Source organism: Bacillus sp. FSL H8-0492, from assembly GCF_038006145.1.
Lineage (GTDB): Bacteria > Bacillota > Bacilli > Bacillales > Bacillaceae_G > Bacillus_A > Bacillus_A mycoides.
Genome location: NZ_JBBOUP010000001.1, coordinates 2540467 through 2557524, shown reverse-complemented (window position 1 = coordinate 2557524; position 17058 = coordinate 2540467). Strand labels below are relative to the sequence as shown.

The following is a 17058-nucleotide window of genomic DNA, read 5'->3' as shown; positions in this document are numbered from 1 at the left end:
TCTCCTCATTAACTCTTATTGCACTTTAAATAAAGATACAAGTTTTCTTGATTTACACAGTATACAACATAATTATGAATTAGGTTTAACCTTTGTTTCATTTCATTCTCATTTTACTATTATTCATTTGACAATCGTGTAACTATTTACATGAGTTAAATATGTATAAGGCTGTACAAAGCTTTTAAATTACCGGATTAACAATCTATGCATATATAAAATACATAACATATTCATTTAAATATATTAGTTGTGAAATCATATTTTCATTCCATACGAAGGGCGATATTACCGAACTGTTCCCCTTGCTGCATACGATTTAAAGCTTGAATTGCCTCTTCTAATGGATATACTTTATCAATGATTGGTTTAATTTTATGTTTCTCTATAAACTGAATCATCTCAATAAACTCCTCTCGACTTCCCATTGATGTTCCCATAATATCAATTTGATTATAAAACAATGCTCGTAACGGTAATTCAATTTTATCTCCTGAACTTGCACCAAAATTAACGATTCTTCCATTTGGTTTTAATATATCAAAATATTTTAAGAAAGTCGCTGGACCTATACTATCTATAATTAAATCTACTTTTTCTCCATGTAAGCACTCTTCCCAATTACCAGAACTATTAAAAGAAAAGTCTGCTCCATATATTTCTGCAGCCTTTCTTTTACTCTCTATCCTTGAAGTAACACTCACCTTTGCTCCAATTGCTTTAGCAAATAACATAGCATAAGTAGCTACACCACCGCCAATTCCCGGAATTAGGACATGTTCTTCAGTTTTTAATCTACCTTTTGTAAAAAGCGCTCTATATGCAGTTAATGCCGATAAAGATAAAACGCCAGATTCTTCCCACGTAAGATAGGATGGCTTTTCCACTACATTTTCTGCTGGTACAATAACATATTCAGCAAATGTTCCATCTGCTGGTCCGCCTAGTACTTCAGGTAACTCTGGTATTTCATGAGTATTATTCCATCCAATACTAGGGTTAATAATAACCTCGGTATGTAGTAAAATATTTGAAACTCCTTCGCCTAGTTCTATAACAATACCTGCACCATCTGACCCTAAAACTAATGGTAGTTCCATTTCTTTTCTATTATTCATTATAAATAATTCGCGATGATTTAAACCTGCTGCTTTTAATTTCACTTTAACCTCTCCAATGTTAGGAGTTATCTCAGGTGATAATTTATATTCTAAACCTTCTAATCCTTTTTTATGTTGATGTACAATAGCTTTCATTAATAATCCCCCTTAATAATTTTAATGTACTAAAAATATCGAAATAAATAAAATAATCTGATTGTGACAACTGGAAAATAATAAAAATTATTATGATGAAAAAACAAAATCCTCCCCACACTTTTTTTGTAGGAAGGACTTTAATTGATACTACTTATACTTTGTTAATACTCTTTTTGGCCAATGTTAATATATTTTGAATAAACGGTGCTTTTGCATTTGTATATGAAACACGATCAAAAGGATATGTAGCAGCAAGCATCTCTTTTAATACTCTATATTCTTCACATGCCCACTCATGATTTATTAGAAAGTCTCGAAATAAAAGGTTGTTCCTCCATTCCTCGCTATTATAAATATAAACATGTAAATGGTGGGTACCAGCTCTCCATTTACCTTTTCTAAAAAAACGCCAATTAGGTGTTTTTTTAGGAACATATTCATAGCCAATTTCTTCTAGGGCTTCCCTCCAATTTCCGGTAATTTGTAAATTTGTTACGCCGATCATCATATCAATAAGAGGTTTAGCCCCTAACCCTTCTACGGCTGTGCTTCCTATATGTTCAATAGCAATAATTTCTTCATGGAGTAAAGGCACAATTTTATTTTTTTCATTTAAAAACTCTGTATGCCAATATTGTTGGTACGGTTTAATTATGATTTTTCCATCCATTTGCTTTCCTCCTTATAACTGTATATTATTATATTTATAAAATTTAAGTTTATAAATATAGGGATTTCACAAAATATGTCGAATACTGTAATGGACAACTTAATTATATTAAATTTGAGGTGAATTATGAAAGATATTCCAGTTAAAATTCAGTTAGATACTATAACATTCCAACTAAAAAAATATCATAATTTTGATTGGCTTACAAAACTAGGTACAGTATTTGCGGTTTTTGACCAACAAGATTCCGGTAATATAAGTTTTGGTGTTGAAAAGAATGGGAAAAAGAACTTTATAAAGTATGCAGGGGCACAAACACTCGCATATAATGCTTCTACAAATGAAGCTATACAAAGATTAAAAAGCTCAGTTACTATATACAATGAATTAAAACACGTTTCTCTTATAAGTTTAATTGATCACTACCCTGTACAACATGGATATGTTGTAATTTTTGATTGGTTTGACGGTGAATGTCTTCACCCGCACTGGAGTTTCCCACCCCCAGAAACATATAATGATCCTAACTCACCATTTTATAAATATAAGAAATTATCCGTTAAAAATAGGCTAATTTCATTAAATTCTATTTTTAATTTCCATACTTACGTTGAACACAAAAACTATGTAGCTATTGATTTTTATGACGGTAGTATTTTGTACAACTTTAAAACTAATGAAACAAAAATTTGTGATATTGATTTATACAGTAACAAACCGTATGTAAATAAGATGGGACGAATGTGGGGATCATCTCGTTTTATGTCACCTGAAGAGTTTCAACTTAACTCTATAATAGACGGAAAAACAAATGTATTTAATATGGGGGCTATGGCTTTTGCACTACTAGGTGGCGGGCAAGATCGTTCCTTTATGAAATGGGAAGCTAGTGAAGGCTTATATGAAGTAGCATACCGTGCTGTAAATGAAAATCGTAGTGAGCGCTATGCGTCAATGGAAGAGTTTAATAATGCATGGTTAAAAGCCTATAACACTGAAAATCTATAAAAACTACATACATTATAAAAGTACATGTAAAACTTGTACTTTTATAATGTATAATACATATGGGATTGAAATTCAGGATAACGGGGCATGTATTATGAACTTTGTTTACATTAATCAAAATGTTTTAAATAATCTTCTTTATATTTTAAGCAGTATATTTGTTTTTTATTTTATTTATGATAGTGGGTACTTCGGGAAGAAATATAAGAAACTACTTATCATTCTTTGTACGAGTATCCCACTAATTTTATGTATGCGATATCCCATCTATATGGATGAAAATTATATTCACGATTTAAGACAAATCCCCTTTTTAATTGGTACACTTTATGGTGGATTTCCAGTCGGTATTGCATTACTCATGATTTTATTAATAATACGTTTTATGTTTTATGGTTTTAGCCTGTTAACAATCATTGTTTATGGAACGATGTTAATAATTACAGCATTCGCATCATCAAAATTTAATACATACAATAGGAAAATAAAAGTAACTTCATCTATGTTTTTAACTTTTTTCCTTGCAATATTTACAACAGTAATTGTTTTAACTCTATCGGATTTTGAAGTGAATAATTTGTACATTATTTATTTCATTCTATTACCAACTTTTTTAATATTATTTATGGTCTATTTTAATGAAGTTTTAAAAGATGCAATATGCATGCGCTCAAAATTAATAAAAGTTGAAAAAATGGAGATTGTCAGTCAACTCGCTGCAAGTATTTCACATGAAGTAAGGAATCCATTGACTGTTGTAAAAGGATTTACACAACTTTTAAAAACACCCAATATAACTCAACAATCCAAAGATGAGTATATTGAACATATTCTTGAAGAGTTAAATCGTGCACAAGCAATTATTGATGATTACTTAACTTTTGCCAAACCGGCTTCAGAAAAACTAGATCATATTTCAGTGGAGCACGAGTTAAATCGAGTTATTAATATGATGTTGCCTTTTTGTAACATGAATAATATTAATATTACAAAAGAGTTCTCAGAGGGAACAATTATTGGTAATACACAGCATTTCCATCAATGTTTTTTAAATTTAATAAAAAACAGTATAGAAGCAATGCCATGTGGCGGTAATCTAATTATTTCTGCAACTGTTAGCAATAATAAGGTCATAGTAAGGATTCAAGATAGTGGAGTTGGAATGTCGCAAGAGCAAATTAATCGATTTGGCGAACCATATTTTAGTACAAAAACGAAAGGTACGGGTTTAGGAACGATGGTTGCTGTTAAAATTATTGAAACGATGCGAGGCAGTTTAAAAATCCGAAGTATCGTTAATAAAGGAACTACTTTAACTATTACATTCCCAAAATATAACAATGAGAGCACGTTGCATAATAAATAAAAAAGGAGCATAATGGCTCCTTTTTTATTTCGATACAAAAAGTATCTGCTATGTTTTTTTAATTTACATTTAGAAGAGACTAATTAGAAATTAGTACCCTTAGCTCCAACAGCTACATCCAACAATAATTAATAAAATAAATAACACAACTAATAAAGCGAAACCTCCACCAAAACCACAAGAACCGCCGAAACTCATATTTTCTCCTCCTTTTGGTTTGAAAACTAATAGGTAGTTGATCATTTTAACTGGTTCGTATTATACAGTATGTATATCTCCCTTTTTTGAGCATGTCTTCATAAAAATTAGTAAAAGCACTCTATTGAGAGTGCTTTAAAATGGGTACCAGAAGCTTTGGAATACATTCAGCTTTAAGTAAACTGCAATAATCAAAATGATAATACCAACAAAAAGTGTGATGTAATCCTCCTTTTGTGCGTCTTTTGCATAGTACCACGTTCGTTTATCCTTTTTTCCAAAACCTCTTAAATCCATTGCATTTGAAACAGTATCAATCCTTTCTAATGAATGAATAATAAGTGGCCAAAAAATTAAAACACGGTTTTTCATACGAATCCACAAGCTCGCTTCTCCTTTTTCAAAAGGTACGCCTCTTGCTTCCTGCGCGTGTCTAATGATTATATATTCAGATTGAATGCTTGGTATATAACGCAGTGCAATATTTATTGCATATGTAATTTTATAAGGAACAGCAAATTTATTTAAGCTGCTCACAAATTCACTTGGATGAGTTGTATAAATAAAAAGAAGTGTAAATGGTAATAACGTAAAATATTTCAATGAAAGTGTAGCTGCATAAAATAAAGTTTCATATGTAATTGTTGCATAACCTATATAAAAAAAAGAGGTATACGATCCCGTTAATTCCGATCCATGGGTGGGCGTAATGAAAAGAATCATAACGGAATTTAATAAACTAAATGTAAATATAACGCTGAAAATAACTATAATTTTACGCAATTGAATTTTTGCAATTAAGAGGCCGATACATCCAACAATAAATAAAATTAGCAATATACGAAAATCAAAAAATAAAAAAGTAAGTGTCATACAAAATATAAATAAAGATAATTTAATTGCACCATCCATACGATAAAAATACGTATTATGCATATTCCTCCCTCCTATTAGCTTCAATATAAAGTTTCACAAATGTTTCTGGAGTTGGAATTCCGCTTAATTTAGCTAGTTTTATTAATGAAATCTCCCGTAGATTAGCTCTTTGTAACGTTCCTTGATCCCCTAAAACAGTAGATACAGTATTGTCCGCAATAATTTTCCCTTCATGCAGAACTACCGCTCGATCTGCATATTCTAAAGCAAGATTCATATCGTGTGTGATAATAATAAAGGATATGCCCCTTTTAGCCAGTTTTCTAATAAACGACATAAACTGTTTGTAATGGTAATAATCTTGTCCGGCTGTTGGCTCATCTAATACAATAAGTTTTGGGTTTGTTATAAGTACAGATGCAATAGTAAGCCTCTTTTTTTGTCCATAGCTTAATGCCTGAATTGGCCAGTTACGAAATGAATATAATCCACAAATTCTTAAAGCTTTTTCGACTCTTGTCTCAATCTCATCTTTAGAAACCTTTTTTAATTGTAATGAATATGAAACCTCTTCTAAAACAGTAGGCTGTGTAATCATTTGATTTGGGTTTTGCATAACATAAGAAATAACTTCCCCGCGTTTACGAATAGACCAACAATTTATATTTTCTCCATCGAATGTTATTCTCCCATTCTTTGTTTTATTTATTCCTATAAGAGTATGAGCTAATGTCGATTTCCCTGCTCCATTATGACCCAATAATGCTACTATTTCTCCCTCTCCTATTGAAAGGTTGATATCTTCTAAGGCTGTATGTTTGTTATTGTACGTAAATGATAAATTTTCTATCTTGCACAAAACTTTTTTAATATATTTGTTTTTTGATGAAACTTGCTTCTGCATCCAGTTCTTTAATAGGCTATGAACGCCTGCATTACGAAGATTTCCAATTGGAAATACCCTAACATTATTACTGTCAAAATTTAATTTCTTTAGCGCCTCTATATAAATAGGTTCTCTTAGTCCGATATTTGGTAATATATCAGAATTTAAAATACTATCCGGTGAACCAACGGCAATAACTTCTCCCTCATCTATTAAAATAATTTTATCTAAATCAAGGTTTAAAATTTCTTCTATTCGATGTTCAATAATTACAATTGTTTTATTATATTTCTCATGTATATTTTTAATGAGTTCTATTGTATTCAAACTACATGCAGGATCCAAATTAGCTAACGGTTCATCAAATAATAATATATCTGCATTTGTCGTTAGCAGACCTGCAAGAGAGACTGTCTGTTTTTGACCTCCTGATAATTCATGTGGACTTTGTGTATGAAAGTCCTGCATGCTTACCTTTTTTAAAGAATCCGTAACAATCTTTCTCATTTCTATTTGATTTACACAATCGTTTTCTAATGCAAATGCTACATCCTCTTCGACAGTAAGGCCTATAAATTGTGCATCTTGATCTTGTAATATTGTCCCTACATGTTTACTCTGTTCAAAAACACTACCTTTTCTCGGATCCTTTCCAGCTATTAAAATGTTACCGGTACTTATCCCTTCGTAAGAAAATGGGATTAGCCCATTTATACAATGAGCTAATGTTGACTTACCTGAACCACTTCGTCCAGCGATAAGTACCTTTTCCCCAGGATATATTTGAAATGTAATATTTTTCAAAGTAGGCTGCGTAGCATGCCTATATTGAAAGGTAAATTGTTCAAAAGAAATAATTGGTTGCATGTATTCATCCCTACTTTTCAATTTTTAAATGTGTATGTTTCTTATTTGATTTCGCTAAGCCGATCGTGATTGGTAAGCCAAGAACTAAAAATACGATAACGTCTGCAATTGTTGCGCCTAGTACTTGTATAACTATTTTGTCAAACGGTTCTCCCATCACAATAATATCGAATGCTCCAGCAAATATAATAGCTATGACAATACCAATTAACCCTGCAATTGCAAAATAAGAAATATCACGGTTATTATACGTTCCATGTTTTACACTAAAACCAACTCTTTTTTGTATGAGTCCCATTGCAAAACCAATAATACCTGAACTAATAACCCATCCCCACCAAATACCCCAACCAGCGATCGTATCTGTAACGGTATGACCGATGAGTCCTATTAAAAGCCCTGCTACCGGGCCAAATAACGCTCCAAAAACTGTTAAAATAGCCAATGCGGGTTTAATAAATGTATTCGGTGCGATAGAAAATCCCCAAAGCCCTAATACCCCGTATAAAGCTGCTCCAATTCCAATAGCTACTACTAGCTTTGTCGTTAATTTATTCATTACAATTCCCCTCTCGTATTATTCAACTTTTAATACTCTATATTTATTTTGAAAATGAATTATGCATCGACACTTCCTTTCTATACAACAAAAAATGACCTCTTAAATAAGAGGTCATTTTCTTTCACGTAAAAGAATCCCCTTATCTTTCAAAAGACACATAGTGTCCTCTGCGGAATTAGCACCTTCCTATGTAATTACATAGGGGTTGCTGAGGTTTCATAGGGCCGTTCCCTCTACCTCTCTGGATAAGTATGTATTTGTAATCTGTATTATGGCACTAACAATAAATAATTTCAATACTTTTCTTACTATTTTTATTTTTCGATAAATAGTTCATTCAAATCATTGTATTCTTATCGGAATTATGAAATAATGGATTCAAAATTGTTACGGGAGGAATGCATGATGAAAGTAATTGGCTTAATTGGTGGACTAAGTTGGGAATCAACATCGTTATATTATAAACATATTAATACACTAACTCTCTCTCAATATGATCAAAATGCGAAGCTTGTTTTATATAGTATGGACTTTGGTGAAGTAACTACATTATTACAAAATCATCAATATGAAGAAGTGAAAAATGAATTAGTCGCAGTAGCAAAAAAAGTAGAACACTCTGGAGCTGAATGTTTACTAATGTGTTCTAATACTGTACATCTATTTGCTGAGGAAGTAGAACAAGCAATATCAATCCCACTTCTTCATATCGGTGATGTAAGTGCTAAAGAAATGGTAGAACAGAATATAAAACGGATCGGATTATTAGGAACGAAACAAACAATGGAAGAAGATTTTTATACATCACGACTAGCAAAATATAACATTGAGACAATTATCCCAAATGACGAAGAAAGAACTTTTATCCATCACGTCATATTAAATGAATTAAGTAGAGGAATTATTTCAGAAACATCAAAAGAAAAACTAATACAAATTACCAATTCATTAATTAATAATGGGGCTGAAGGAATTCTACTTGGCTGTACGGAAATTCCTTTGCTCATTTCCCAAAATGATCTATCTGTTCCTGTTTTTGATACTGCTTATTTACATGCGAATACTGCTGTACAATTTGCTGGATAATAATATAAAAGCATACAGGTAGAGCCTCTATGCTTTTATATTATCCGAACTATTTATTTAAAAGAGCATCAATAACTGCAATGGCTCTTTTGGAACCACCACACTCTAAAAAACTTTCATTCAATTTTCGAATGCCATGTTTATACTTTTTATTTGAAAGAACGTCTGTTACCGCCTTTTTTAAAGTTTGCACATTAACATGCTCTTTCAATAATCTATGTGCTGCCTCCAGCTCAGTTAATCTTTGCGCTATCATAGGTTGATCTTTATCATGCGGTATTATCACAAATGGGACATTATAATGGATTGCATCGTGCACACTATTCATTCCACCATGTGTAATAAAAACATCTGCTTCACTTAATATTTCTGATTGAGGTACGTAAGGGGCTATAATAAAGTTGTCTGGCGCTTGCTTAATTTTTGAAATATCATTTCTATCACCGATCGCCATTACTACAATCCCTTCGAAATTTGAAAAAGCATCAATACAAGTATTAAAAAATGGTTCGAGCCCTTCAAGAAGTGTTCCCATTGAAATATAAATAACTTTCTTTTTTGAAAGCAATTCAAGTGGAAACTTTGCATTTGTTTTGCGCTTTATAATACTCGGTCCAATAAAAACATTGTTTTCTCCGAACGAATCGCTATTAGGTTGAAAATAACGACTTGTATACACGAGACTAATATCTCCCTTATTATGCATAAATTGAAGATTATTTTTGGGCTTTACTCCAAATTCATATTCCATTTGATACAGTAACTTTTCAGAGAGTTCATCGGGTTGGAATTGTATTTCTGCATTTGGATGAAAAGGCAAGGTTTCCAATAATACTGGTGGAATTAAAAATATAGGAGAGGAAACTATGCTTGGAACCTGTAAATATTCCTTTACTAACTCTCCAGCACCAAATATATCATAAACTACGAAATCAAAATTAATGCTTTTACATAATTCTTTCGTAATTTCTAATATATATAAAGAAGTTTGAACATGTACATGAAAGAAAGATTTTAATCCATATGAAGTTTCATTATCAATAGAAATCTCCTTTAATAAATCCGGATGAGTATGTACAATAGCTCCCAAAACTTCAAGCCTTTCCTTAAAGTTTTCCGTTGTAATATAGTGTACGTTATCACCTCTTTCAGTAAAGGCCTTTACTAAACTTAATGTAGGATTTACATGTCCCTCTGCAGGAAAATTAACTATTAAAATATTCAACACCTATTTCTCACTCCTTACAATTCAATGTTCTTATTAATCGTACTGTTATTATTACAAGCAATCTTCCTCTAATAGTCCCAATATGCTTACTACTTTAGGTTGATAAATAATTATCAGTCATCGGAAAAGGCATCTACATAAGTAGATGCCTAACTGTGATAAGGAGTGTTCTGTGAGGTTAGGATAAGCTTTTCTGCTTGTCCTATGCTATCAATATATGAATTATTTTATAAAACGTGCATATCTAATAGAATTATTTTAACCATTTTATTTGATCAAATGGATAATATACCATTTTCACTTTACCTATTACATGTGACTCATTGATAAGTCCAAGTGTATTCCTACTATCTTTACTATGATTTCGATTATCACCTAATACAAATAATTTATGCGAGGGAACTTTCATTTCTCTAAAGTTTGAAAAACGATTTGATACTTGTGACATATCTAACTGTATATACAACTCATCTCGCTTTTTACCGTTAATATATACCACATCGTTTCTTAATTGTATGTTATCCCCTGGTAATCCAATAATTCGTTTCACGTAGTATGTAGGCTCGTCTTCTTTTTTTATTATTACAACAGCACCATGATGAAAAGAAGAAAAATAGACACTAGCCTTATTAACTAGTATGCGATTATTTTCATTCAAAGTAGGTTGCATCGAAATTCCTTCTACCATACAAAATAAAAATGACTTATTAATAATAATAATTCCTATTATAATTAAAATATAGCTACATATTTTTCTCCAATCTTTTAGAATCAATTGCTTCATATATACCTCATTTCTAATCTATTCGTATGTAAAAACGTCTCTAGTCCATATAAATGCTAGAGACGTTTCGTATATTTTAATTCTCTTTAGAGTCATCTATTTTTGGTGCTTCGCCAGTTAATCGCTTATTTTTTAAATCAAAATAAGCATCTAAAACTTCTTTTCCAATATCAGAGTTAATACCAGACTTATCATTTATAACCCATGGTACTACAACAGAAAATGCTACTTCTGGATCATCATATGGCGCATATCCTGCTAATGTTAAATTATAGCATTCTCTACGATCGCCTTTCTCATTTCTCCCAATATCACTTTCTCCACCGTATACAGTCTGTGCAGTTCCAGTTTTGCCAGCTGGTTTATACGGTGCTTTTTGGAACGCCCTTACTCCCGTTCCATCCCCTTCTTGGAATACTTTCCTAAAGCCTTCTTTTACTTGATTGATATATTCTTCTTTCATATCAATTCTATTTAAAACAACGGGTTCTATTGATTGTACTACTTTACCGACCTCATCTTTTTGAACGGTTTGTTCTCTAATTTCTTGAAGAATTTGTGGTTTCATACGATACCCGCCATTTGCAATAGTTGAAATATATTGTGCAAGCTGAAGTGGTGTATACGTATCATACTGACCAATGGAAAAGTCTAATAAGAAACCTGGCTGATTATCTTTTCTCCCAATTTGCCCCGCTGTTTCATTCGGTAAATCAATGCCTGTTGGAACACCTAAACCAAATTGTCTGAAATAATATCTCATCTTATCAAAGTATTCTTGTTTAATATCTAATGAACTGTTCTTTACATAATCCATACCAGCAATTTTTAATGCTGTGTTAAACATATAAACGTTAGAGGAAACTTGTAAAGCTCTTAGGTCATCTATATCTCCAAAATCTTTCCATGACTTTTTCTCCTTAGTTCCTTTAAACTTCATAGGTGCATCATAAAAATGTGTTCCCGGTGTTATAGCTTTTGTTTCAAATCCGGTTAATACTGTAGCACCTTTAACAGTTGATCCAAGCTCGTATGAACTTGTCAGCGTACCTAAAGCATAATCTTCTACTTCCGTTTTTCCGTCTTTTTCTACAAGTCTTTTCCCAGCCATCGATAATACTTGGCCGTTTTTCGGATTCATCATTACAACGAAAGCACGGTCTAACATTGATTCTGAACCTTTATATGCCTTTAATATTTTTTCTATACTCTCTTCTACTTTTTTCTGTAATTCCATATCAATTGTTAACGCTAAATTCTTGCCGCTTTTCCCTTCAGAAACTGTTTCCGTTCTAATTGTATTACCTTGTTTACCAGCAATACTTCTTACTTCTTCTTTCGTGCCATGAAGTACATCTTCGTATTGCTGTTCGATGTAACTTTTCCCGACCCGGTCATTCCGGCTATACTCCCGCACTAAATAATAATCTAATCGTTCACGTGGTAATCCCTCATCAGCATTCGAAACATTTCCAAGGACTGAACGGAATAAGCCATCATTTACATAGAGCCGTTCCCAATCAACTGATGCGTCAACCCCAGGGAGATTTGCTAAATTTTCGCTAATCACAGCATATTCCTTTTCACTAACATCTTTTTTAATAATTTGAGGTACCATTTGATAACCTGAAGTCATTTTACTTTTAATAGCTAACACTTCTATGTCTTTCGCTGTTAATTCTTGAAGATTTTTTTCTGTAACTCGCTTTCTTTTTAACTCTTCTATTTTTTTGTCTAACTCTTTTCCGTTAATATCCTTTTCTCTAAACTTATCTATTTCTTTTTTAGATACTAAATCTTGAGTAAGTTTTGGATTTAACTGCATCCAAAAATCTTTCTTATCCGTCTCGGTTAACTTATCTATATCTTCTTGCGGTATTTCAATTATTGCTGCAAGTTGTCTTGCAGTTTTTAACATTTCCTCCGCTTTTACACCTTTCACCTTTGTATATGTAATCGTACGTAAAGACTTATTGTCCACTACTGGATTCCCTTCACGGTCATAAATTTTGCCACGTGGTACTGTAAGCTTAACTGTTGCATTTTCCCTCTTCGCTACTTCATTTTTATATGTTTCTCCATCGAAAATTTGCACCTTACCTAACTGGATTATAATTCCAGGAAATAATAAAAATACACAAAAGAATAAAATATTTAACCGTATAGGTAGTGCTCTACCACTCTTTTTCTCTTTCTTTTTCACCTTGTCATAATCTCCTCCTTACAACATTTTTAATAATTTTAAGCTTTCTATATTAAAAGTAATGTACAATTTCCACACATTACTTTGTACGCATATTAATATAACGTTTAAAACTTAATAGAAATTAAAACAAACATAAAGAAAAGGTAAAGTTTACTAAATTAAATATAAAAATACCCAATAACAAAAGCTTAGCTTTGTTATTGGGTATTAGGTATTAGGTATTTTAGGAGTTAATATTAGAACGTATTGAAATACATCTATCATCACAATTTGATAGAGATTGTTTACTCTGAATTTTCGGCAAGTAAATCGTTACAGTTGTCCCGACGCCAACCTCACTCATTATACTTATTGTTCCTTGATGACTTTCAATAATTTTATAACTTAACATCAATCCAATACCGGTACCTTTTTCTTTCGTACTATAAAAAGGTTCACCTAATCTTTTAATTCTTTCTTCAGGTATTCCTATTCCTTCATCTATTACACTAATAACGACACCATTTTTATGTATTTCTTTTATATGGATTGAAATTTCCCCACCATTTAACATTGCTTCAATTGAATTTTGCAAAATATTAATAAATACTTGTTTCAATTGATTTTCTGAGCATTCAATGATTATCTCTTTGGAATCTGTAAATAGTTCAACTTGAATATTTGTCATGATTGCTTTTGTATTGATTAATGATACGACATTTTTAAAAATTTGATAAATATTTTTCTTTTCTGTATTTATTTCATCAGTTTTAGCAATCGACAAAAACTCTTGGAGGATTGCTTCTATTCTTTCTATTTCGGAAAGCATAAGGTCAAAATATTTTTCTTGATCTTCTTTATTAATTTGGAATAACTGTATAAATCCTTTAATTACCGTTAATGGGTTTCTCACTTCATGAGCTACACCGGCTGCTAATTGACCAATTGCCGCAAGTGTATCTGATTTATTTAGCAATTCTTCTGCCTTTTTCCGCTCTGTAATATCGCGGACAATGATCATAATTTTATCTTGTAATAACGGTAAACATCTAGCTTCAAAGAAATCAATACTTCCATTAATTGTTAGAGGATATTCTACAATTACATTCTTTCCTTCTTCTTTCAATTGGCGAATTGCTTCTTGAAATTGCTGTGCTACTGAAGACGGTAATATTTCGTAAAACTTTTTCCCCATAAAAGCTTCTGCGGGTACGTAAAATTTTGTAGGGGACCCTGCTTTATAATCTATAATTGTCCCGTCATCTTCTGTTAAAAAACATAAATCTGGTAAAGCTTTAAAAATTAATTCTAATTCAGAGGTTTGTTGTTTCAATTGCTCTTCTATCGCTTTTAAATGTGTAATATCTACACCAACAGCCCAGTAACTAAATCCTGTTACAGGAAACTGCTCTGATATATTGGACCACATTATCGTTTTAATTTCACCATTTTTACATGTTAAACGCATTTCCCAATCTCTAAAATTTTTTCCATGAGTCAAAAATTTATTTTGTATTTGATAGCGATAATTATGGTCAGGATACAGTAATCGAAGTGCGTTTGGATTCCCAATTATTTCTTCAGCAGTATAACCTGTTACAATCTCGCATTCTCGATTCCACAAAACAAAATCTCCATTATAGTCAAGCGCATCAACCATAACAGGCATGTTTTGTAAGATTGTATGCAGTTCTTCCTCTTTTCGAGAAAGTAACGATGTATTTTTACTTTGAACTACTTTTTTCACCCCATCTATAATGAGGTTAGAAAGCATTTCAAAATATTTCTGGCAATTTAAGATTTCGCTTCTTTTGGACCATACAACAAAAGATCCTAAATATTGATTGTATAAGAAAAGGGGGATTTCAATTTTTGGAAGTTTACATACTTTCATTTCATTAATTCCAAATGAAAATATACATTCGTTTTCAGCATCAAGAAGTTGATGTGATATGTTGGTTAATTTATAAAATTGTTCTGCCATGGTTTCTATTGTACTCACATCAATAAGTTCCATTAGCCGCGCATTCATTCCTTTTTCACCTCGATATGTAAAATTTATACAAATTCAAAATTCATACTTCTTCATTATACGAAGAAAGTGCCCCTAGGTATATAGCTGTAGAATAATTATTCAAACAAATTCTATTTTTCAATTAAAAACAGAAAATAATATGGGATTGTTACGCGCTGCTAGTAGCAGTATAAAAATACAATAACCGTAAAATTCACAAAAGTTTCACAACTATCATGAAAAATATAAACATTTATTCCAATATATTCTATATAATGAGTTGTAATAAGGCTTCTATGAATCTCATAGAATACCTTACCCCTAATAAAAAGAAAAAAAGAATCTATTTGGATTCTTTTTTTCTTTTTTTATTACATTACATATTTATATAAAGCATGTGCGACACCATGTTCTTCATTTGTTAACGTTTCGTATTGACACATCACTTTTATTTCTTCAACTGCATTTCCCATTGCAATTGATATATTTGCTTTCTCCATCATAGAAACATCGTTTAAGCCATCGCCTATTGCTACAGTGTTTTCAACTGGAATATTAAGATGTTCTGCTAAAGTATATAATCCATTTCCTTTTTGAGCATCTCGATGATTAATCTCTAAATTATGCCAATAGGAAGATGTAATAGCTAAATCTGTATTATGCAGAAATGTTTCTTTTAATTTTTTTAATTTCTCTATGTCATAAGAAAACGGTAAAAGTTTATGCACATGTATATCCATTTCTACAATTGGTTTACAACTTTCTGTACTATGAAATGCTGTATGCTCAAGATATAATGCAGCAATCGTTTCTAACTCTTTCAAATCGAAATTTTCTTTTGCATTCCTCACATACTCGATTTCATTACGTACACTCTCTACTCCATAATCTGGTACATACACACCTTTATTAGTATAAAGCTGATAATACAAGCCATTCTCTTCAAGATATTCTACAATCTCAAGTGCCTGCATATTTTGAATTGGATATCTCTTCATCATTTTCTTATCTTTATAAATAAGGGCACCATTTTCCGCAATAATTGGACACTCTAAATTAACTTCTAACAATAATCGTTCAATATCAACGATAGAACGCCCTGTACAAATAGCTACAACATGGCCTGCTTCCTGACATTTTCGAATTGCTTCTGCATTTTCTTTACTTATCATTTTATTACCGGAAAGAAGGGTTCCATCTAAGTCAATTGCTATTAATTTCATTATTTCTTCACCACTTTCTATAAATACACGAGATCTATTTAACAAAAAGGTATCGTTTTCATATTGAGCTCGTTAAGTACTTCTTATTTATAATTTATGAAAAGCGTTTCAGGTCAAGAAATAATTAAAAATAAAATCAAAAGCTTTTCTCTTTAAAGAAAAGCTTTTGATTTTAAACTATGAACTATAACTAATATATTTTGTCTCACACATATACACATTCTTTTCTTCAGTTGGGACATATACTTTAAACTTTTCTAAACGTTTTCCGTAAATATGAATCGTGACAACGCTTTCGCATTCAGCTATTTTAAGAATATGACAATCAGCTGGTGGAATGACTTTATCTGTTTCTCCTTCTCCCAAATAAAGATTTCCTGTATGGGTTAAATAAACAAGTGAATTTTCAAGCTGCTTAGTTTGTATAAAGTTCTGCACCATTATCCTTCCTGAAAAAACACCTTCTACTCCCCATGTACCATCATGATCATGTAAAGGTGTAGATTGTCCATCTTTCCATACAAGAGCTAATACTTCAAATCGCTTTAAAGGATCTTCATATAACAAGTGCCGTGCATATTGAGCCGAATTCGCCTTCTGTTTTTCTAGCGGAAGCCATGTTTTTTTTTCTAAAAGTTCTTCTAGTAATTTTTCAATCGCACAAACAATTTGATCTTCTAATAAATTACTATCAATTAAATCCGTTACAGCTTTAATAAATGTTTGAAACGTTTTACTTCCATTACACGTTAACATAAGCATCCTCCTCCACTCTTCTTTCACACACTTCCATACTAAATAGACCACTAAAAATTCACAATTGAGAAATAAAAAAACAAGGTACAG

15 protein-coding genes and 1 riboswitch are annotated in these 17058 nt (G+C 31.6%); of the genes, 3 read left to right on the top strand and 12 right to left on the bottom strand.

Translation table 11 applies throughout. The annotated features are described in order from the left end of the window. Positions 1-266: 266 nt before the first annotated feature. Both MHH66_RS13240 and MHH66_RS13235 read right to left on the bottom strand, forming a co-directional pair. A complete protein-coding gene (locus MHH66_RS13240) occupies positions 267-1256 on the bottom strand; it encodes a zinc-binding dehydrogenase (RefSeq protein WP_078185858.1) in 990 nt (329 codons plus the stop codon). A gap of 154 nt (positions 1257-1410) precedes the next feature. Then, positions 1411-1929: a GrpB family protein gene (locus MHH66_RS13235; RefSeq protein WP_078185859.1), complete on the bottom strand. Its 519-nt coding sequence runs from the start codon at positions 1927-1929 to the stop codon at positions 1411-1413. A 126-nt stretch (positions 1930-2055) separates the two neighbouring features. On the opposite strand from MHH66_RS13235, the gene MHH66_RS13230 reads away from it, so the two are divergent. Together MHH66_RS13230 and MHH66_RS13225 are read left to right on the top strand one after the other, a co-directional pair. Beyond that, positions 2056-2937, top strand: coding sequence for a serine/threonine protein kinase (locus MHH66_RS13230; protein ID WP_078185976.1), 882 nt, complete (start codon positions 2056-2058; stop codon positions 2935-2937). A 46-nt stretch (positions 2938-2983) separates the two neighbouring features. Beyond that, positions 2984-4303 carry a sensor histidine kinase gene (locus tag MHH66_RS13225; protein ID WP_002065661.1) on the top strand — a complete coding sequence of 440 codons (1320 nt, stop codon included), beginning with the start codon at positions 2984-2986 and terminating at the stop codon, positions 4301-4303. A 99-nt stretch (positions 4304-4402) separates the two neighbouring features. Here MHH66_RS13225 and MHH66_RS13220 read toward each other — a convergent pair whose 3' ends face one another. The 4 genes from MHH66_RS13220 to MHH66_RS13205 form a co-directional block, all read right to left on the bottom strand. After that, on the bottom strand, positions 4403-4501 hold the full coding sequence (locus tag MHH66_RS13220) for a YjcZ family sporulation protein (RefSeq protein ID WP_000007808.1): 99 nt from the start codon (positions 4499-4501) through the stop codon (positions 4403-4405). A gap of 135 nt (positions 4502-4636) precedes the next feature. Further along, on the bottom strand, positions 4637-5437 hold the full coding sequence (locus tag MHH66_RS13215) for an energy-coupling factor transporter transmembrane component T family protein (RefSeq protein WP_002127638.1): 801 nt from the start codon (positions 5435-5437) through the stop codon (positions 4637-4639). Further along, on the bottom strand, positions 5430-7130 hold the full coding sequence (locus tag MHH66_RS13210) for an ABC transporter ATP-binding protein (RefSeq protein ID WP_078185975.1): 1701 nt from the start codon (positions 7128-7130) through the stop codon (positions 5430-5432). Before MHH66_RS13210 ends, MHH66_RS13215 begins: the two co-directional genes overlap by 8 nt. A gap of 10 nt (positions 7131-7140) precedes the next feature. Then, positions 7141-7689, bottom strand: coding sequence for an ECF-type riboflavin transporter substrate-binding protein (locus MHH66_RS13205; protein WP_002013166.1), 549 nt, complete (start codon positions 7687-7689; stop codon positions 7141-7143). 139 nt (positions 7690-7828) lie between these two features. Beyond that, positions 7829-7944, bottom strand: a riboswitch (SAM riboswitch). 150 nt (positions 7945-8094) lie between these two features. On the opposite strand from MHH66_RS13205, the gene MHH66_RS13200 reads away from it, so the two are divergent. Next, positions 8095-8778, top strand: coding sequence for an aspartate/glutamate racemase family protein (locus tag MHH66_RS13200; protein ID WP_002127641.1), 684 nt, complete (start codon positions 8095-8097; stop codon positions 8776-8778). A 49-nt stretch (positions 8779-8827) separates the two neighbouring features. Here the strand turns inward: MHH66_RS13200 and MHH66_RS13195 are convergent, their stop codons facing one another. The 6 genes from MHH66_RS13195 to MHH66_RS13170 all read right to left on the bottom strand — a co-directional run bounded on the left by MHH66_RS13195 (position 8828) and on the right by MHH66_RS13170 (position 16968). Then, the gene (locus MHH66_RS13195; protein ID WP_078185974.1) at positions 8828-10006 is read right to left on the bottom strand and encodes a macrolide family glycosyltransferase; all 1179 of its coding nucleotides are present in this window, start codon (positions 10004-10006) and stop codon (positions 8828-8830) included. Between the two features lie 253 nt (positions 10007-10259). Beyond that, positions 10260-10790 (bottom strand): signal peptidase I, encoded by a 531-nt coding sequence (gene lepB / locus MHH66_RS13190; RefSeq protein WP_078185973.1) that lies wholly within the window; start codon positions 10788-10790, stop codon positions 10260-10262. 76 nt (positions 10791-10866) lie between these two features. Beyond that, positions 10867-12993, bottom strand: coding sequence for a peptidoglycan D,D-transpeptidase FtsI family protein (locus tag MHH66_RS13185; protein WP_078185972.1), 2127 nt, complete (start codon positions 12991-12993; stop codon positions 10867-10869). 226 nt (positions 12994-13219) lie between these two features. After that, positions 13220-15007 carry a PAS domain-containing sensor histidine kinase gene (locus MHH66_RS13180; RefSeq protein WP_078185971.1) on the bottom strand — a complete coding sequence of 596 codons (1788 nt, stop codon included), beginning with the start codon at positions 15005-15007 and terminating at the stop codon, positions 13220-13222. A 353-nt stretch (positions 15008-15360) separates the two neighbouring features. After that, positions 15361-16212: a Cof-type HAD-IIB family hydrolase gene (locus MHH66_RS13175; protein WP_078186009.1), complete on the bottom strand. Its 852-nt coding sequence runs from the start codon at positions 16210-16212 to the stop codon at positions 15361-15363. Positions 16213-16389: 177 nt separating this feature from the next. Further along, on the bottom strand, positions 16390-16968 hold the full coding sequence (locus tag MHH66_RS13170) for a cysteine dioxygenase family protein (protein ID WP_002136626.1): 579 nt from the start codon (positions 16966-16968) through the stop codon (positions 16390-16392). Positions 16969-17058 lie beyond the last annotated feature (90 nt).